This window comes from Mesorhizobium jarvisii, assembly GCF_003601985.1.
GTDB lineage: Bacteria > Pseudomonadota > Alphaproteobacteria > Rhizobiales > Rhizobiaceae > Mesorhizobium > Mesorhizobium jarvisii.
Map to the genome: position 1 here is coordinate 40,976 of NZ_QZXA01000018.1, position 15,361 is coordinate 56,336.

Consider the following 15,361-nt stretch of genomic DNA (forward strand, 5'->3'; position numbering starts at 1 on the left):
GAATTCATGCTCAATATTGGTCTTCGTAACGCTTGGCGAGGTCTTCGATGTTTTCCGGCGGCCAGTCCGGCACTTCCATGCCGAGGTGCAGGCCCATTGCCGCCAGCACTTCCTTGATCTCGTTCAGCGACTTGCGGCCGAAGTTCGGGGTGCGCAGCATCTCGGCTTCGGTCTTCTGGATGAGATCGCCGATGTAGACGATGTTGTCGTTCTTCAGGCAGTTGGCCGAACGCACCGAAAGCTCGAGCTCGTCGACCTTCTTGAGCAGCGCCGGGTTGAAGGCGAGCTCGGTGACGGCTTCGGCGGCGACTTCCTTCTGCGGCTCGTCGAAGTTGACGAACAGGCCGAGCTGGTCCTGCAGGATGCGGGCGGCGAAAGCCACCGCGTCCTCGCCCGAGATCGAACCGTCGGTCTCGATGGTCATGGTCAGCTTGTCATAGTCGAGAACCTGGCCCTCGCGGGTGTTCTCGACCTTGTAGGAGACCTTCTTGACCGGCGAATAGAGGCTGTCGACCGGGATCAGGCCGATCGGCGCGTCCTCGGCGCGGTTGCGCTCGGCCGGCACGTAGCCCTTGCCGGTGTCGACGGTGAATTCCATGCGGATTTCAGCGCCTTCGTCCAGCGTGCAGATGACGTGGTCGGGATTGAGGATCTCGACATCGCCAACCGTCTGGATGTCGCCGGCGAGAACCGCACCCGGTCCCTGCTTGCGCACAACCATGCGCTTGGGGCCGTCGCCTTCCATGCGGATGGCGATTTCCTTGATGTTCAAGACGATGTCGGTCACGTCCTCGCGCACACCGGCGATGGACGAGAATTCATGCAGAACGCCGTCGATCTGCACGGCGGTCACAGCCGCACCGCGCAGCGAAGACAGAAGCACGCGGCGCAGCGCGTTGCCCAGCGTGAGGCCAAAGCCACGCTCAAGCGGCTCGGCGACCAGCGTGGTCAGCGTCTTCTTCTTCGACGAGAACTCGATCTTGTTCGGCTTGATCAGTTCCTGCCAATTTTTCTGGATCATGATGCTTTCCTTCCGTTGACCCGCCACCATCCAATCGTGGCGGGCGACCTGGAATACCGCGGAGGAACGCCCCTGTGGGCGTTCGCGCGGCGTTCGGTAATTTCTTAGACGCGGCGCTTCTTGCGCGGGCGGCAGCCATTGTGCGGGATCGGCGTCACATCACGGATCGAGGTGATGGTGAAGCCGGCCGCCTGCAGGGCGCGCAGCGCCGATTCACGACCGGAGCCAGGTCCGCAGACCTCGACTTCGAGCATGCGCATGCCGTGTTCCTGGGCCTTCTTGGCGACGTCCTCGGCAGCCATCTGGGCGGCGAACGGGGTCGACTTGCGCGAACCCTTGAAGCCCTGGGCACCGGCCGACGACCAGGCAATCGAATTGCCCTGCGCGTCGGTGATGGTGATCATCGTGTTGTTGAAGGTCGAATTGACGTGGGCAACGCCCGACGAGATATTCTTGCGTTCGCGACGGCGAACACGTGCGGCTTCCTTGGCCATGGTATTCCTTTCAGTTGATCTCTACACCGCCGTAATGCCAGCGGCTCCACCTTCGTAAGGGAGTGGGGGAATAGGGCAGTAAGGGAGTAGGGAGAAATGCGACCCGACTGGCGGGCATTCCCTACTGCCTTACTCCCCTACTCCCTTATTCACCCAAATTACTTCTTCTTGCCGGCGATCGACTTGGCCGGGCCCTTGCGGGTGCGTGCATTGGTGTGCGTGCGCTGGCCGCGGACCGGCAGCGAGCGACGGTGACGCAGGCCGCGGTAGCAGCCGAGGTCCATGAGACGCTTGATGTTCATCGACACTTCGCGACGCAGGTCGCCTTCGACCTGGTAGTCACGGTCGATGGTCTCGCGGATCTGCAAGACTTCCGCGTCGGTCAGCTGGTTGACGCGGCGCTCGGCCGGGATGCCGACCTTGTCGACGATCTCCTGGGCGAACTTCTTGCCAATGCCGTGAATGTACTGAAGCGCGATGACGACGCGCTTGTTGGTCGGAATGTTGACGCCGGCTATACGAGCCATGTTCTTTCCTTCTCCATGTGGGCCGGCCAACCTTTAAAACAAGGTAGTCCCGGCGCTGTCAAAGTTGCCCCGCGTCCGGTGGAGGCCGGCCCTTGCGGGAGTTTCCAGTTCAAAGCGACTGCCTTGCCCTTGCGGACAAGCAAAGTTCGCACCTGATAGGAAGACGGGCCGCCATACCGCAGCGAGCCGCTCCCGTCAAGCCTAATCTTTAGATTCCGTTACCGCGCCTTGGCGGCGGCCGCGAGCACGGCTTCGATCTCGGCGGTCACCGCGTCGATGCTGGCCATGCCGTCGACCGTCTTAAGCTTGCCCTTGGCGTAATAATAGCCGGTCAGCGGAGCGGTCTTCTTGTAGTACTCGCGCAGGCGCTCCTCGAACACCGCCGGATTGTCGTCCTTGCGCACCGGCTGCCCGGCGGCCTTGGCGTCCTCGGCGCGCTTGACGATGCGGCCGACCAGGGCCCTGTCGTCGACGACCAGTTCGATGACCGTGTCGAGGCCGATGCCACGCTCAGAAAGCATCGATTCAACCGCATCGGCCTGCACCAGTGTGCGCGGGTAGCCGTCGAGGATGAATCCCTTGGCGCAGTCGGCTTGGTCGATCCGCTCGGCGACGATGGCATTGACGATGGCGTCGGACACCAGTTCACCGGCATCCATCACCGCCTTGGCACGCTTGCCGACTTCGGAACCGGCCTGAACGGCGGCACGCAGCATGTCTCCCGTCGAGAGTTGGGGTATGCCGTGTTTTTCTACCAGTCTTTGTGCTTGTGTCCCCTTGCCCGCCCCTGGCGGCCCAAGCAAAATCAACCTCATCTGGCTTTCTTCCCCCCGCGCAGCTTCGACTTCTTGATCAGGCCTTCATACTGGTGCGCGATCAGGTGGCCCTGAATCTGCGCAACCGTATCGAGCGTGACACTGACCACGATCAGAAGCGATGTGCCACCAAGGTAGAATGGTACGCCAGTCGCCGAGATCAGGAACTCCGGCAGCAGGCACACCAGCACCAGATAGATGGCGCCGACGACGGTGATGCGGGTGAGAACGTAATCGATGTAATCGGCGGTGCGCTCGCCCGGGCGATAGCCCGGGATGAAGCCCGAATGCTTCTTGAGCTGGTCGGCGGTGTCCTTCGGGTTGAAGACAATCGCTGTGTAGAAGAAGGCGAAGAACACGATCATCGCCGCGTAGAACGCCATGTAGAGCGGCTGGCCATGGCCGAGCGAGGCCAGGATGGTGCTCGCCCAGGCGGGCATGTTGGTGGTCTGCGAGAAGCCGGCGATGGTGGCCGGCAGCAGGAGCAGCGACGAGGCGAAGATCGGCGGGATGACGCCCGACGTATTGAGCTTCAGCGGCAGATGCGAGGTGTCGCCCTGGAACATGCGATTGCCGACCTGGCGCTTCGGATACTGGATCAGCAGGCGGCGCTGGGCGCGTTCGAAGAACACGATGAGCGCGATGACGACGATGGCCAGGACGATGATCGCCAGGATCAGGCCGGTCGACAGGGCGCCGGTGCGACCAAGTTCCAGCGTGCCGGAAATGGCATGCGGCAAGCCGGCGACGATGCCGGAGAAGATGATCAGCGAAATGCCGTTGCCTATGCCGCGCGCGGTAATCTGCTCGCCGAGCCACATCAGGAACATGGTGCCGCCGACCAGCGTGACGACGGTCGAAACGCGGAAGAACATGCCGGGATCGCTGACGATGCCGTTGCCGTTCTCCAGCCCCACCGAAATGCCATAGGCCTGTACCAGTGCCAGAAGCACGGTGCCGTAGCGCGTGTACTGGTTGATGACCTTGCGGCCCTGTTCGCCTTCCTTCTTCAGCGCTTCCAGCGACGGAATGACCGAGGTCATCAGCTGCATGATGATGGAGGCGGAGATGTAAGGCATGATGCCGAGCGCGAAGATCGCCATGCGCTGCACGGCGCCGCCGGCGAACATGTTGAACATGCCGAGCACGCCCTTGCTCTGCGAGGAGAAGGCTTGGGCGAAGGCGTCGGGATTGATTCCGGGCAGCGGGATATAGGTGCCGAGGCGGTAGACGAGCAACGCGCCAATGGTGAACCAGATGCGTTTCTTCAGGTCCTCCGCCTTGGCGAAGGCCGAGAAATTCAGATTCGAGGCTAGTTGTTCAGCAGCCGAAGCCATGCCTGATTCTCCGCTTGGTAACGCTTGATGGCCCGTGAGGTCAGGCGGTGCGTTTCACCGAAGCTCACGAGATAAGCTCCGGGCTCTAAACATGCAAGCGGCCGCGTTGACGCGGCCGCTTAATTGAGCAGATCAAAGCGCAATCGTGAGCAAAAACGGGATCCCACTCTTGCCGATCGCGCTTCAAATTGCCGTTACTCGGCAGCTGCCTTTTCCGGCAACTTGACCGAGCCGCCGGCCTTTTCGATCTTCTCGATCGCCGCCTTGGAAGCACCGGCGACGTCGAAGGCAAGCTTGGCCTTGAGTTCGCCATCGGACAGCACGCGCACGCCATCCTTGACGCGGCGGATGACGCCGGCGGCGACGAGCGCCTCGGCCGTCACGGTTGCCTTGGCGTCGAGCTTCTTGGCATCGACGGCTTCCTGGATGCGGGCCAGCGACACGACGACGAAGCTCTTGGCGAAGATGTTGTTGAAGCCACGCTTCGGCAGGCGCCGGTAGAGCGGCATCTGGCCACCCTCGAAGCCGTTGATGGCGACGCCGGAGCGCGCCTTCTGACCCTTGACGCCGCGACCGGCGGTCTTGCCCGAGCCGGAACCGATGCCGCGGCCGAGACGCTTCTTGGAATGCGTCGCGCCGTCCTTGTCACGCAGATCGTTGAGTTTCATCTGAGTTCTCCTGCGCTTTGGCTCAGCCCTCGTCCACGACGCGGACGAGATGCTGAACGGCGGCGATCATGCCGCGCACGGAAGGCGTATCTTCCAGGGTGCGCTGCTTGTGCATCTTGTTGAGGCCGAGGCCGACCAGCGTCGCGCGCTGTTCCTTCGGGCGGCGGATCGGCGAACCGATCTGCTCAACGGTGATGGTCTTGGTTGCTTTCTTGGCCATGGTCAAAATCCCTGGTCAGATCGACTATTCTTCAGCCGCAACGGCGGTGCCGCGGCGGGCCTGAAGGGTCGAATACTTGATGCCGCGAGCGGCAGCCACATCCTTGGGATGCATCTGGCTCTTCAGCGCGTCGAACGTGGCGCGAACCATGTTGTAAGGGTTCGACGAACCCATCGACTTGGCGACCACGTCATGCATGCCGAGCGTCTCGAAAACGGCGCGCATCGGGCCGCCGGCGATGATGCCGGTACCCTGCTTGGCGGCGCGCAGCAGAACGCGTCCGGCGCCCCAGCGTCCCTCGACGTCGTGATGCAGCGTACGGCCCGAGCGCAGCGGCACGAAGATCATGTCGCGCTTGGCCGATTCAGTTGCCTTGCGGATGGCTTCCGGCACTTCGCGTGCCTTGCCATGACCGAAGCCGACGCGGCCCTTCTGGTCGCCGACGACGACGAGTGCGGCGAAGCCGAAGCGACGGCCACCCTTGACGACCTTGGCGACGCGATTGATGTGGACCAGCTTGTCCACCATGCCGTCGTCGCGCTCTTCGCGCTCACGCTCGCGGCCGCCTTCCCTACGTTCCTGTGCCATATCCTGTTCCTTGTTTTTTTCCGGAAGCACGGTTGATGATACGATCCGGCGCCTCTGTGGGTCACCGGGGGCGAAATTAGAAGCTCAGACCGCCTTCGCGGGCAGCTTCAGCCAGCGCCTTGACGCGGCCGTGATAGATGTACGGGCCACGGTCGAAGACGACTTCCTTGACGCCGGCCTTGGTGGCGCGCTCGGCGATCAGCTTGCCGATCGCGGCGGCGGCGGCCGTGTCGGCGCCGGTCTTGAGCGAACCCTTGAGGTCCTTCTCGAGCGTCGAAGCGGCAGCGATGGTGTGGCCCTTGGCGTCGTCGATCACCTGGACATAGATGTTCTTCGAGGTGCGGTGAACCGACAGGCGCGGACGCTCGCCGGCGACCTTCCTGATCTGGCGGCGAACGCGCTGCGCACGGCGCTGCGTGGATTCCTTGGTACCCATGATGGTCTTCCTTGCCTTCAAAAATCGGGGGCCGCCATATGCGGTAGGCGAAGCGCCTCCCGCGACCGCTCCCCGCGGCGTTACACTTACTTCTTCTTGCCTTCCTTGCGGACGATCTTCTCGCCAGCGTAGCGGACGCCCTTGCCCTTGTAGGGCTCCGGACCGCGATATTCGCGGATCTCGGCGGCGACCTGGCCGACCTGCTGCTTGTCGATGCCGGTCACGGTGATTTCCGTCGGCTTCGGCACAGCGATGGTGACACCGGCCGGCGTCTCATAGACGACGTCATGGCTGAAGCCAAGAGCCAGCTGCAGGTTCTTGCCCTGCATGGCGGCGCGATAGCCGACGCCGGTGATCTCGAGCTTCTTCTCGAAGCCGTCCTTGACGCCCTGCAGAATGTTGACGATCTGCGTGCGCGACATGCCCCACTTGGAGCGGGCGGTCTTGGTCTGGTCGCGCGGCTGGACAGCGATCTCGCTGCCTTCCATCTTGACCAGGACTTCGTCGTTCACCACGAACTTCAGCTCGCCCTTGGGGCCCTTCGCCGTCACGGTCTGGCCGTTGACGGTCGCGGTCACGCCCTGAGGCAGCGAAACGGGTTTCTTTCCAATACGAGACATTTTGTTGTCCTCGTCACTTCTCTTGTTTCAGGTCTCTGTCTTCGGAACGATCCGAAGACCGGATTCCAATTTGCGGTCAGCTGCCAGATCAGAAGATCTGGCAGAGGATCTCGCCGCCGACGTTCTGTTCGCGGGCTTCGTGATCGGCCATCACGCCCTTCGGCGTCGAAAGGATGGCGATGCCGAGGCCGTTGGCGACGTGCGGGATCGACTTGGCCGAGACGTAAACGCGGCGGCCCGGCTTCGAGACGCGGGCGATTTCGCGCACGACCGGCGCACCGTCGAAATACTTCAGCTCGATTTCGATCTCGGACTTACCGTTGTCGAAGTCGGTCTGGCTGTAGTCGCGGATATAGCCTTCAGCCTTCAGCACGTCGAGGACGCGGGTGCGCAGACGCGAGGCCGGCGTCGAGACACTCGACTTCTTGCGGCCGTAGGCGTTGCGGATGCGGGTCAGCATATCGCCGAGAGGATCGCTCAATGACATGTTATGTCCTCCTTACCAGCTCGACTTGACCAGGCCCGGGATCTGGCCGTTGTTGCCGAGATCACGAAGCGCGATGCGCGATACTTTGAGCTTGCGATAGTAGGCACGCGGACGGCCGGTGACTTCGCAGCGGTTGCGGATGCGGATCTTGGCCGAGTTGCGCGGCAGGGCAGCAAGCTTGAGCTGAGCGCGGAAGCGCTCTTCCATCGGCTTGGACTGATCCATGATGATCGCCTTCAGGGCAGCGCGCTTGGGACCGTACTGGTCGGCAAGCTTGCGGCGCCTGTTGTTCTTCTCGACTGAGCTGGTCTTTGCCATTTCAGATTTTTCCTTTTCTCGCTGCCGTTACTGGCGGAAGGGGAAGTTGAAAGCCTTGAGCAATGCCCGGGCTTCGTCGTCCGTCTTCGCAGTCGTACAAACGATGACGTCCATGCCCCAGATCTGATCAACCTTGTCGTAGTTGATCTCCGGGAACACGATATGCTCCTTGATGCCCATGGCGTAGTTGCCACGGCCATCGAAGCTCTTGGGGTTCAGTCCGCGGAAGTCGCGGACGCGCGGCAGCGCGATGTTCACGAGGCGGTCGAGGAACTCGTACATGCGTTCCTTGCGCAGCGTGACCTTGGCGCCGATCGGCATGTTCTCGCGGACCTTGAAGCCGGCGATCGAATTGCGGGCGCGGGTGACGACGGCCTTCTGGCCGGCGATCAGCGCCAGGTCTTCGGCCGCAACCGAAGGCTTCTTCGAATCGGCGGTCGCTTCGCCGACACCCATGTTCAGCACGATCTTGTCGAGGCGCGGAACCTGCATGTCGTTGTCGTAGCCGAACTGCTCCTGCAGCGCCTTGCGGATGGTCTCGTTGTAGACCTGCTTCAGACGCGGCGTGTTGGTGGCAGTCGCCTGCTTGCTTTGAGCCTTAGCCATTGATGACTTCTCCCGAGCGCTTGGCGACGCGCACCTTCTTGCCGTCCTTCTGGAAGATGAAACCGACGCGGGTCGGCTTGCCATCCTTGGGGTCGGCCAGCGCGATGTTCGACAGCTGGATCGGCGCTTCCTTGGTAATGATCCCGCCCTCTTGGGACTGGGTCTGCTTCTGGTGACGACGGATCATGTTGACGCCGCGCACCAGCGCGGTGTCATCCTTCGGCTGAACCGAGAGGACTTCGCCCGAACGGCCCTTGTCCTTGCCGGCCAGCACGACGACCTTGTCGCCTTTTCTAATCTTTTGCATTGGTCCGGCTCCTTACAGCACTTCAGGCGCGAGCGAGATGATCTTCATGTGGTTCTTGGCGCGGAGTTCGCGCGGAACCGGTCCGAAGATACGCGTGCCGATCGGCTCTTTCTTGTTGTCGACGAGAACGGCCGCGTTCTTGTCGAAACGGATCACGCTGCCGTCCGGGCGGCGGATGTCCTTGGCCGTGCGAACCACGACCGCCTTCATCACATCGCCCTTCTTAACGCGGCCGCGCGGAATGGCTTCCTTGATGGACACCACGATGATGTCGCCCACGGAAGCGTATTTCCGCTTCGAGCCGCCCAGCACCTTGATGCACATGACACGACGCGCGCCGGAATTATCCGCCACGTCGAGGTTTGTTTGCATCTGAATCATGACTGGCCGCCTTCTTCTTTTCTAACGGGACGGGCTCGAAGCCCCTCCCCGGTCTGTCCAAAATTCGTTGTTTACGCCCGGAGGTCAGGCTTGGTCCGAAGACACGACGATCCAGCGCTTGTCCTTGGAAATCGGCTTCGATTCCTGGATGAACACCTGATCGCCAACCTTGTGGGCGTTGTTCTCGTCGTGCGCCTTGTACTTCTTGGTCATGCGCACGGTCTTCTTCATCACGGGATGCGTGAAGCGCCGTTCGACCTTGACGACAACCGTCTTCTCGTTCTTGTCGCTGACGACGGTGCCCTGCAGAATGCGCTTTGGCATGGTTTTCGTCCTTAAGCCTTCTTGGCCGCGGACTTTTCCGCAGCGATGGTCTTGATACGCGCAATGTCCTTACGGACCTGCCTCACGCGCGCGGTCTTCTCGAGCTGGCCGGTGGCCTTCTGGAAGCGCAGGTTGAACTGCTCCTTCTTCAGGCTGGCCAAATCGTCGGTCAGCTGGTCCTGGGTCTTGGTCCGGATGTCTTCGGCTTTCATGATCAGCCCGTCCTTATTCTGCGATGCGCTGTACGAAGCGCGTCCTGACCGAGAGCTTGGCCGCGCCGAGACGCAGCGCCTCACGGGCGGTTTCTTCACTGACGCCGTCGATCTCGAACATGATGCGGCCCGGCTTGACGCGCGCCGCCCAGTAGTCGACGGCACCCTTGCCCTTGCCCATGCGGACTTCGGTCGGCTTCGACGTGACCGGCAGATCCGGGAAAATGCGGATCCAGACGCGGCCAGCACGCTTCATTTCACGAGTGATCGCGCGGCGGGCCGCCTCGATCTCACGCGCGGTGACGCGGTTCGGCTCAAGCGCCTTCAGCCCGAAACCACCGAAATCCAGGTTGGTGCCGCCCTTTGCGGTACCATGGATACGGCCCTTGAACTGCTTGCGGAACTTTGTGCGCTTTGGCTGCAGCATCGTTCTAACTCCAAATTCCTAAATGTCTCAGGCGTTTTCGCGACGACGACCGCGTTCGCGATCACCACCACCGCCATGCGCAGCATCACCCTCGGTCGCGCGACGTTCCGAAGCCATCGGATCGTGCTCGAGGATCTCGCCCTTGAATACCCAGACCTTGACGCCGCAGATGCCATACGCCGTATTCGCCTCGGCCGTGCCGTAGTCGACATCGGCGCGCAGCGTGTGCAGCGGCACGCGGCCCTCACGGTACCACTCCATGCGGGCGATTTCGGCGCCGCCGAGACGGCCCGAGCAGTTGATGCGGATGCCTTCGGCACCGAGGCGCATCGCCGACTGCACGGCGCGCTTCATGGCGCGGCGGAACGCGATACGGCGCTCGAGCTGCTGGGCGATCGACTGGGCGACCAGGGTCGCGTCGATTTCCGGCTTGCGCACTTCAACGATGTTGAGGTGCGTCTCGGACTTCGTCATCTCCATCAGCTTCTTGCGAAGCTTCTCGATGTCGGCGCCCTTCTTGCCGATGATCAGACCCGGGCGCGCGGCATGGATGGTAACGCGGCACTTCTTGTGCGGGCGCTCGATCACGACCTTGGAGATCGCGGCCTGCTTGAGTTCCTTCTCAAGATACTTGCGGATCTTGATGTCCTCATGCAGCAGCTTGCCGTACTCGCCGGTGTTCGCGAACCAGCGCGAATCCCAGGTGCGGTTGATGCCGAGGCGAAGACCGATCGGATTGACTTTCTGGCCCATTATGCGGCCTCCCCTTTTTCTTCGACTTCACGAACGACGATCGTGAGGTGCGAGAACGGCTTCTCGATACGGCTGGCGCGACCACGGCCACGAGCGTGGAACCGCTTCATGACGATCGACTTGCCGACATAGGCTTCCGCCACCACCAGCGCATCGACATCGAGGTCGTGGTTGTTTTCCGCGTTGGCGATCGCCGATTCCAGCGTCTTCTTGACCGTGCCGGAAATCCGCTTGGCCGAGAATTCGAGGTCGGAAAGCGCTGTCGCGACCTTCTTGCCGCGGATCAGCGCGGCAACGAGGTTCAGCTTCTGCGGGCTGATACGGATCGTGCGCAACACGGCGCGCGCTTCGTTGTCAGCAAGCCTGCGCGGAGCTTTGGCCTTGCCCATGATTATTTCCTCTTCGCCTTCTTATCCGCGCCGTGACCGTAATAAGTCCGCGTCGGAGCGAATTCACCGAACTTATGACCGACCATGTCCTCGTTCACCGAGACGGGAACATGCTTCTGGCCGTTGTAGACACCGAAGGTGAAGCCGACGAACTGCGGCAGGATGGTGGAGCGACGGCTCCACATCTTGATCACCTCATTGCGACCACCTTCACGAACCTTGTCCACCTTCTTGAGAAGGTAGCCGTCGATGAAGGGGCCTTTCCAAATAGAACGAGTCACTTGGCGTTACCTCTTCTTAGCTCTTGCGCTGATGGCGCGAGCGCAGGATGAACTTGTCGGTCGCCTTGTTGGACCGCGTCTTCTTGCCCTTGGTCGGCTTGCCCCACGGGCTGACCGGATGACGGCCACCGGAGGTGCGGCCTTCACCACCGCCGTGCGGATGGTCGACCGGGTTCATTGTCACGCCGCGATTGTGCGGGCGCTTGCCACGCCAAACCGTGCGGCCGGCCTTGCCGTCGTTGATGTTGCCGTGGTCGGGGTTCGACACGGCACCGACGGTGGCCATGCAGGAGCCGTGAACGACACGCTGCTCGCCCGAATTGAGGCGCAGGATCGCCATGCCCTGGTCGCGACCGACGAGCTGGGCGTAACCGCCGGCCGAACGGGCGACCTGGCCACCCTTGCCCGGCTTCAGCTCGATGTTGTGGACGATCGTGCCGACCGGCATCGATGCCAGCGGCATCGCATTGCCCGGCTTCACGTCGACCGCTTCGCCAGCCACGATCTTGTCGCCGGCGGCAAGGCGCTGCGGGGCGATGATGTAGGACAGCTCACCATCGTCGTACTTGATCAGCGCGATGAAGGCGGTGCGGTTCGGATCGTATTCAATGCGCTCGACCGTGCCGACGACGTCGAACTTGCGGCGCTTGAAGTCGATGATGCGGTACGAACGCTTGTGACCACCGCCGATGAAGCGGGCGGTGATGCGGCCGTAATTGTTGCGGCCGCCCGACTTGGTCAGGCCCTCGGTCAGACCCTTGACGGGCTTGCCCTTGTAGAGGCCCGAGCGGTCGACGATGACCAGCTGGCGGGTGCTCGGCGTTACCGGGTTGAATTTTTTCAGTGCCATTGTTCTGTCCTCGCGGCCTTGCTCAGAGACCCGTCGCGACGTCGATCGACTGGCCGTCGGCCAGCGTCACAATCGCCTTCTTGACGTCGCTCTGGCGGCCGATCGTGCCGCGGAAGCGCTTGATCTTGCCCTTGCGGACAAGCGTGTTCACGGCCATCACCTTGACGCCGAACAGCGCTTCGACGGCGGCCTTGATTTCCGGCTTCGACGCCTTCTTGGCGACGTTGAAGACGACCTGGTTCTGCTCGGAAGCCATGGTCGACTTTTCGGTGATCGCCGGGCTGACGATCACGTCGTAGTGACGAAGGTCGGTCATTTAAAGCGCTCCTCGAGAGCCTCGACGGCGGCCTTGGAAAGGACCAGCGTGCCGCGGCGCAGAATGTCGTAGACGTTGATGCCCTGGATGGGCAGCACGTCGATGTTGGGGATGTTGGTCGCGGCCAGCTTGAAGTTCTTGTCAAGCTCGGCACCACCAATCACCAGTGCGTTGCTCAGGCCCAGCGTCGCGAAATTCGCGATCAGCGCCTTGGTCTTGGCCTCGGTCAGCTTCAGTTCGTCGATGACGATGATCGACGCGCTCTTGGCCTTGGCCGAGAGAGCATGCTTCAAGCCGAGAGCACGCACCTTCTTCGGCAGGTCGTGCTCGTGGCTGCGAACGACCGGGCCGTGGGCCTTGCCGCCGCCGCGGAACTGCGGAGCGCGTGCCGAATGGTGACGGGCGCGGCCCGTACCCTTCTGCTTGTACATCTTGGCGCCGGTGCGCGCGATTTCGGCGCGGCCCTTGGCCTTGTGCGTGCCCTGCTGCTTCTTGGCGAGCTGCCAGCGCACGACGCGCTGCAGGATGTCCTCGCGCGGATCAAGGCCGAAAATCTCCTCGGAGAGTTTCACCTTGCCGGCGTCCTTGCCGCCAAGCGTTGTGATCTTGAGATCCATTATTCCGCTCCCTCTGTGGCCGGAGCCTCGTTCTTAACAGCGGCGCGGATCGCGGCGGGCTTCGGCGCATTGGCCGGCAGTGCCACCTTGGCCGCATCGCGGACCAGGATCCAGGCGCCCTTCGATCCGGGAACCGCTCCGCGGATCAGGATCAGGCCGCGGTCGGCATCGGTCGAGACGATCTCGACATTCTGCGTCGTCACACGGGTATCGCCCATGTGGCCGGCCATCTTCTTGCCCTTGAACACCTTGCCGGGGTCCTGGCGCTGGCCGGTCGAACCGTGCGTACGGTGCGAGACCGAGTTACCGTGCGTCGCGCGGCCACCACCCATGTGGTGACGCTTGATGACGCCCTGGAAACCCTTGCCGATCGTCGTGCCCGTCACATCGACCTTCTGGCCGGCGACAAAGTGCTCGACGGTGATCTCGGCGCCGACATCGATCATGTTGTCGGCCGAGACGCGGAACTCGGCAACCTTCGCCTTCGGCTCGACGGAAGCGGTCGCGAAATGGCCGCGCATCGCCTTCGACGTGTTCTTCACCTTGGCGAGGCCAACGCCGAGCTGAACGGCGGTGTAGCCATTCTTCTCCTGCGTGCGCTGCGCCACGACCTGGCAGTTCTCCATCTGGAGAACGGTGACGGGAACATGTTCCCCGGCATCGTTATAGATGCGGGTCATTCCCACCTTCTTTGCAATCACACCTGAACGCATCGGTTCAATTCCTTTAGAGTTCCGGGCCAGGGGCACCGCCCCTTACCGCGCTCTCATTCCCTTAGAGCTTGATCTCGACGTCGACGCCGGCGGCCAGATCGAGCTTCATCAAAGCATCGACGGTCTGCGGGGTCGGATCGACGATGTCGAGCAGACGCTTGTGCGTGCGCATCTCGAACTGCTCGCGGCTCTTCTTGTCGACGTGGGGCGACCGGTTCACCGTGAACTTTTCGATCCGCGTCGGCAGCGGAATGGGGCCGCGGACGTTTGCGCCGGTGCGCTTGGCCGTCGACACGATTTCCTTCGTCGAGGCGTCGAGCACGCGGTGATCAAACGCCTTCAGGCGGATGCGGATATTCTGTCCGTTCATGCGTCACTTCCTTGTTCTGGCGCGGCGCGGGCAACTTCCGCGCCCGCGACAGATCGGTTTAAGTCCAAATTACTCTTTGATGGTGACGACGATGCCGGCACCGACGGTGCGGCCGCCTTCACGGATGGCGAAGCGCAGCTTCTCTTCCATGGCGATCGGCACGATCAGCTCGACATCGACCGTGATGTTGTCGCCAGGCATGACCATCTCGGTGCCAGCCGGCAGCGACACGATGCCGGTCACGTCCGTCGTGCGGAAGTAGAACTGCGGACGGTAGTTGGTGAAGAACGGCGTGTGACGGCCACCTTCGTCCTTGGTCAGGATGTAGGCCTCGGCCACGAACTTCTTGTGCGGCTTCACCGTGCCCGGCTTGGCCAGAACCTGGCCGCGCTCGACACCTTCACGATCAACGCCGCGCAGCAGCGCGCCGATGTTGTCGCCAGCCTGGCCCTGATCGAGCAGCTTGCGGAACATTTCCACACCCGTGCAGGTCGTCTTGGTCGTCGGACGGATGCCGATGATTTCCAGCTCCTCGCCGACCTTGACCACGCCGCGCTCGACGCGGCCGGTCACGACCGTGCCGCGGCCCGAGATCGAGAACACGTCTTCGATCGGCATCAGGAACGGCTTGTCGAGCGGACGAACAGGCGTCGGGATGTAGGCGTCGACCTGAGCCATCAGCTCGCGGATCGCGTCCTCGCCGATCGTCTTGTTGGAATCCTCAAGCGCGGCCAGCGCCGAACCCTTGACGATCGGAATGTCGTCGCCGGGGAATTCGTTCTTCGACAGCAGCTCGCGAACCTCGAGCTCGACCAGTTCGAGCAGCTCGGCGTCGTCGACCTGGTCGACCTTGTTCAGGAACACCACGATCGACGGCACGCCGACCTGACGGGCAAGCAGGATGTGCTCGCGGGTCTGCGGCATCGGGCCGTCGGCGGCCGACACGACCAGGATCGCGCCGTCCATCTGCGCGGCACCGGTGATCATGTTCTTCACATAGTCGGCGTGGCCGGGGCAGTCGACGTGAGCGTAGTGGCGGTTGGCCGTCTCGTACTCGACGTGAGCCGTCGAGATGGTGATGCCGCGCGCCTTCTCTTCCGGCGCCGCATCGATCTGGTCGTAGCGCTTGTACTCGCCAAAATACTTCGTGATCGCCGCCGTCAGCGACGTCTTGCCATGGTCAACGTGACCAATCGTGCCGATGTTCACATGAGGCTTAGTGCGCTCGAATTTACCTTTTGCCATGTGATGTCTCCATTTCCTGCTCGCCCATGCGGGCTTTGA

27 protein-coding genes are annotated in these 15,361 nt (G+C 62.3%); all 27 read right to left on the reverse strand.

Annotation, left to right across the window (positions count from 1 at the left end; all coding sequences use genetic code 11):
* Positions 1-10: 10 nt before the first annotated feature.
* Entirely contained in the window at positions 11-1,021 is a 1,011-nt protein-coding gene (locus D3242_RS30850; RefSeq protein ID WP_006205443.1) for a DNA-directed RNA polymerase subunit alpha, read from the reverse strand.
* A gap of 104 nt (positions 1,022-1,125) precedes the next feature.
* Positions 1,126-1,515 (reverse strand): 30S ribosomal protein S11, encoded by a 390-nt coding sequence (gene rpsK, locus D3242_RS30855; protein WP_006205444.1) that lies wholly within the window; start codon positions 1,513-1,515, stop codon positions 1,126-1,128.
* Between the two features lie 158 nt (positions 1,516-1,673).
* On the reverse strand, positions 1,674-2,042 hold the full coding sequence (gene rpsM, locus D3242_RS30860; RefSeq protein WP_006205445.1) for a 30S ribosomal protein S13: 369 nt from the start codon (positions 2,040-2,042) through the stop codon (positions 1,674-1,676).
* A gap of 218 nt (positions 2,043-2,260) precedes the next feature.
* Positions 2,261-2,857, reverse strand: a complete 597-nt coding sequence (locus D3242_RS30865; protein ID WP_019857972.1) for an adenylate kinase — start codon at positions 2,855-2,857, stop codon at positions 2,261-2,263.
* Positions 2,854-4,194 carry a preprotein translocase subunit SecY gene (secY, locus tag D3242_RS30870; RefSeq protein ID WP_019857971.1) on the reverse strand — a complete coding sequence of 447 codons (1,341 nt, stop codon included), beginning with the start codon at positions 4,192-4,194 and terminating at the stop codon, positions 2,854-2,856. Before secY ends, D3242_RS30865 begins: the two co-directional genes overlap by 4 nt.
* A gap of 194 nt (positions 4,195-4,388) precedes the next feature.
* Positions 4,389-4,862 (reverse strand): 50S ribosomal protein L15, encoded by a 474-nt coding sequence (gene rplO, locus D3242_RS30875; protein ID WP_010909286.1) that lies wholly within the window; start codon positions 4,860-4,862, stop codon positions 4,389-4,391.
* A gap of 22 nt (positions 4,863-4,884) precedes the next feature.
* The gene (gene rpmD / locus D3242_RS30880; protein WP_006205449.1) at positions 4,885-5,082 is read right to left on the reverse strand and encodes a 50S ribosomal protein L30; all 198 of its coding nucleotides are present in this window, start codon (positions 5,080-5,082) and stop codon (positions 4,885-4,887) included.
* 24 nt (positions 5,083-5,106) lie between these two features.
* Complete coding sequence (gene rpsE / locus D3242_RS30885; RefSeq protein ID WP_064983538.1) at positions 5,107-5,670, reverse strand: 30S ribosomal protein S5; 564 nt, start codon at positions 5,668-5,670, stop codon at positions 5,107-5,109.
* Positions 5,671-5,746: 76 nt separating this feature from the next.
* Positions 5,747-6,106, reverse strand: a complete 360-nt coding sequence (rplR, locus tag D3242_RS30890; protein ID WP_010909284.1) for a 50S ribosomal protein L18 — start codon at positions 6,104-6,106, stop codon at positions 5,747-5,749.
* 86 nt (positions 6,107-6,192) lie between these two features.
* Positions 6,193-6,726, reverse strand: a complete 534-nt coding sequence (rplF, locus tag D3242_RS30895; protein ID WP_019857968.1) for a 50S ribosomal protein L6 — start codon at positions 6,724-6,726, stop codon at positions 6,193-6,195.
* Positions 6,727-6,814: 88 nt separating this feature from the next.
* A complete protein-coding gene (gene rpsH / locus D3242_RS30900; RefSeq protein ID WP_006205453.1) occupies positions 6,815-7,213 on the reverse strand; it encodes a 30S ribosomal protein S8 in 399 nt (132 codons plus the stop codon).
* A gap of 12 nt (positions 7,214-7,225) precedes the next feature.
* Positions 7,226-7,531, reverse strand: coding sequence for a 30S ribosomal protein S14 (rpsN, locus tag D3242_RS30905; RefSeq protein WP_010909282.1), 306 nt, complete (start codon positions 7,529-7,531; stop codon positions 7,226-7,228).
* Positions 7,532-7,558: 27 nt separating this feature from the next.
* The gene (rplE, locus tag D3242_RS30910; RefSeq protein ID WP_010909281.1) at positions 7,559-8,137 is read right to left on the reverse strand and encodes a 50S ribosomal protein L5; all 579 of its coding nucleotides are present in this window, start codon (positions 8,135-8,137) and stop codon (positions 7,559-7,561) included.
* Positions 8,130-8,444 carry a 50S ribosomal protein L24 gene (gene rplX / locus D3242_RS30915; RefSeq protein ID WP_019857966.1) on the reverse strand — a complete coding sequence of 105 codons (315 nt, stop codon included), beginning with the start codon at positions 8,442-8,444 and terminating at the stop codon, positions 8,130-8,132. Before rplX ends, rplE begins: the two co-directional genes overlap by 8 nt.
* Before the next feature lie 12 nt (positions 8,445-8,456).
* Positions 8,457-8,825 (reverse strand): 50S ribosomal protein L14, encoded by a 369-nt coding sequence (gene rplN / locus D3242_RS30920; protein ID WP_006205457.1) that lies wholly within the window; start codon positions 8,823-8,825, stop codon positions 8,457-8,459.
* An 84-nt stretch (positions 8,826-8,909) separates the two neighbouring features.
* Positions 8,910-9,149: a 30S ribosomal protein S17 gene (gene rpsQ, locus D3242_RS30925; protein WP_010909280.1), complete on the reverse strand. Its 240-nt coding sequence runs from the start codon at positions 9,147-9,149 to the stop codon at positions 8,910-8,912.
* A gap of 11 nt (positions 9,150-9,160) precedes the next feature.
* Positions 9,161-9,361, reverse strand: coding sequence for a 50S ribosomal protein L29 (gene rpmC, locus D3242_RS30930; protein WP_006205459.1), 201 nt, complete (start codon positions 9,359-9,361; stop codon positions 9,161-9,163).
* A gap of 13 nt (positions 9,362-9,374) precedes the next feature.
* Entirely contained in the window at positions 9,375-9,788 is a 414-nt protein-coding gene (gene rplP / locus D3242_RS30935) for a 50S ribosomal protein L16 (RefSeq protein ID WP_010909279.1), read from the reverse strand.
* A gap of 27 nt (positions 9,789-9,815) precedes the next feature.
* Positions 9,816-10,541 (reverse strand): 30S ribosomal protein S3, encoded by a 726-nt coding sequence (rpsC, locus tag D3242_RS30940; protein ID WP_010909278.1) that lies wholly within the window; start codon positions 10,539-10,541, stop codon positions 9,816-9,818.
* Positions 10,541-10,930 (reverse strand): 50S ribosomal protein L22, encoded by a 390-nt coding sequence (gene rplV / locus D3242_RS30945; protein ID WP_010909277.1) that lies wholly within the window; start codon positions 10,928-10,930, stop codon positions 10,541-10,543. Before rplV ends, rpsC begins: the two co-directional genes overlap by 1 nt.
* 2 nt (positions 10,931-10,932) lie before the next feature.
* Positions 10,933-11,211, reverse strand: a complete 279-nt coding sequence (gene rpsS, locus D3242_RS30950) for a 30S ribosomal protein S19 (protein WP_006205463.1) — start codon at positions 11,209-11,211, stop codon at positions 10,933-10,935.
* 16 nt (positions 11,212-11,227) lie between these two features.
* On the reverse strand, positions 11,228-12,061 hold the full coding sequence (rplB, locus tag D3242_RS30955; protein ID WP_010909276.1) for a 50S ribosomal protein L2: 834 nt from the start codon (positions 12,059-12,061) through the stop codon (positions 11,228-11,230).
* Positions 12,062-12,083: 22 nt separating this feature from the next.
* Positions 12,084-12,377 carry a 50S ribosomal protein L23 gene (locus D3242_RS30960; protein WP_010909275.1) on the reverse strand — a complete coding sequence of 98 codons (294 nt, stop codon included), beginning with the start codon at positions 12,375-12,377 and terminating at the stop codon, positions 12,084-12,086.
* Positions 12,374-12,994 carry a 50S ribosomal protein L4 gene (gene rplD, locus D3242_RS30965; protein ID WP_019857964.1) on the reverse strand — a complete coding sequence of 207 codons (621 nt, stop codon included), beginning with the start codon at positions 12,992-12,994 and terminating at the stop codon, positions 12,374-12,376. The genes D3242_RS30960 and rplD overlap by 4 nt, the downstream gene beginning before the upstream one ends.
* Positions 12,994-13,707 carry a 50S ribosomal protein L3 gene (gene rplC / locus D3242_RS30970; protein WP_010909273.1) on the reverse strand — a complete coding sequence of 238 codons (714 nt, stop codon included), beginning with the start codon at positions 13,705-13,707 and terminating at the stop codon, positions 12,994-12,996. The genes rplD and rplC overlap by 1 nt, the downstream gene beginning before the upstream one ends.
* 61 nt (positions 13,708-13,768) lie before the next feature.
* A complete protein-coding gene (rpsJ, locus tag D3242_RS30975; protein WP_010909272.1) occupies positions 13,769-14,077 on the reverse strand; it encodes a 30S ribosomal protein S10 in 309 nt (102 codons plus the stop codon).
* Between the two features lie 69 nt (positions 14,078-14,146).
* Positions 14,147-15,322: an elongation factor Tu gene (gene tuf / locus D3242_RS30980; protein WP_010909256.1), complete on the reverse strand. Its 1,176-nt coding sequence runs from the start codon at positions 15,320-15,322 to the stop codon at positions 14,147-14,149.
* Between the last annotated feature and the right edge of the window lie 39 nt (positions 15,323-15,361).

Bases quoted from the DNA above. Each gene is read 5' to 3' on its own strand.
- D3242_RS30850 (WP_006205443.1), bottom strand. From the start codon at position 1,021: ATGATCCAGAAAAATTGGCAGGAACTGATCAAGCCGAACAAGATCGAG.
- rpsK (WP_006205444.1), bottom strand. From the start codon at position 1,515: ATGGCCAAGGAAGCCGCACGTGTTCGCCGTCGCGAACGCAAGAATATC.
- rpsM (WP_006205445.1), bottom strand. From the start codon at position 2,042: ATGGCTCGTATAGCCGGCGTCAACATTCCGACCAACAAGCGCGTCGTC.
- D3242_RS30865 (WP_019857972.1), bottom strand. From the start codon at position 2,857: ATGAGGTTGATTTTGCTTGGGCCGCCAGGGGCGGGCAAGGGGACACAA.
- secY (WP_019857971.1), bottom strand. From the start codon at position 4,194: ATGGCTTCGGCTGCTGAACAACTAGCCTCGAATCTGAATTTCTCGGCC.
- rplO (WP_010909286.1), bottom strand. From the start codon at position 4,862: ATGAAACTCAACGATCTGCGTGACAAGGACGGCGCGACGCATTCCAAG.
- rpmD (WP_006205449.1), bottom strand. From the start codon at position 5,082: ATGGCCAAGAAAGCAACCAAGACCATCACCGTTGAGCAGATCGGTTCG.
- rpsE (WP_064983538.1), bottom strand. From the start codon at position 5,670: ATGGCACAGGAACGTAGGGAAGGCGGCCGCGAGCGTGAGCGCGAAGAG.
- rplR (WP_010909284.1), bottom strand. From the start codon at position 6,106: ATGGGTACCAAGGAATCCACGCAGCGCCGTGCGCAGCGCGTTCGCCGC.
- rplF (WP_019857968.1), bottom strand. From the start codon at position 6,726: ATGTCTCGTATTGGAAAGAAACCCGTTTCGCTGCCTCAGGGCGTGACC.
- rpsH (WP_006205453.1), bottom strand. From the start codon at position 7,213: ATGTCATTGAGCGATCCTCTCGGCGATATGCTGACCCGCATCCGCAAC.
- rpsN (WP_010909282.1), bottom strand. From the start codon at position 7,531: ATGGCAAAGACCAGCTCAGTCGAGAAGAACAACAGGCGCCGCAAGCTT.
- rplE (WP_010909281.1), bottom strand. From the start codon at position 8,137: ATGGCTAAGGCTCAAAGCAAGCAGGCGACTGCCACCAACACGCCGCGT.
- rplX (WP_019857966.1), bottom strand. From the start codon at position 8,444: ATGCAAAAGATTAGAAAAGGCGACAAGGTCGTCGTGCTGGCCGGCAAG.
- rplN (WP_006205457.1), bottom strand. From the start codon at position 8,825: ATGATTCAGATGCAAACAAACCTCGACGTGGCGGATAATTCCGGCGCG.
- rpsQ (WP_010909280.1), bottom strand. From the start codon at position 9,149: ATGCCAAAGCGCATTCTGCAGGGCACCGTCGTCAGCGACAAGAACGAG.
- rpmC (WP_006205459.1), bottom strand. From the start codon at position 9,361: ATGAAAGCCGAAGACATCCGGACCAAGACCCAGGACCAGCTGACCGAC.
- rplP (WP_010909279.1), bottom strand. From the start codon at position 9,788: ATGCTGCAGCCAAAGCGCACAAAGTTCCGCAAGCAGTTCAAGGGCCGT.
- rpsC (WP_010909278.1), bottom strand. From the start codon at position 10,541: ATGGGCCAGAAAGTCAATCCGATCGGTCTTCGCCTCGGCATCAACCGC.
- rplV (WP_010909277.1), bottom strand. From the start codon at position 10,930: ATGGGCAAGGCCAAAGCTCCGCGCAGGCTTGCTGACAACGAAGCGCGC.
- rplB (WP_010909276.1), bottom strand. From the start codon at position 12,061: ATGGCACTGAAAAAATTCAACCCGGTAACGCCGAGCACCCGCCAGCTG.
- D3242_RS30960 (WP_010909275.1), bottom strand. From the start codon at position 12,377: ATGACCGACCTTCGTCACTACGACGTGATCGTCAGCCCGGCGATCACC.
- rplD (WP_019857964.1), bottom strand. From the start codon at position 12,994: ATGGATCTCAAGATCACAACGCTTGGCGGCAAGGACGCCGGCAAGGTG.
- rplC (WP_010909273.1), bottom strand. From the start codon at position 13,707: ATGCGTTCAGGTGTGATTGCAAAGAAGGTGGGAATGACCCGCATCTAT.
- rpsJ (WP_010909272.1), bottom strand. From the start codon at position 14,077: ATGAACGGACAGAATATCCGCATCCGCCTGAAGGCGTTTGATCACCGC.
- tuf (WP_010909256.1), bottom strand. From the start codon at position 15,322: ATGGCAAAAGGTAAATTCGAGCGCACTAAGCCTCATGTGAACATCGGC.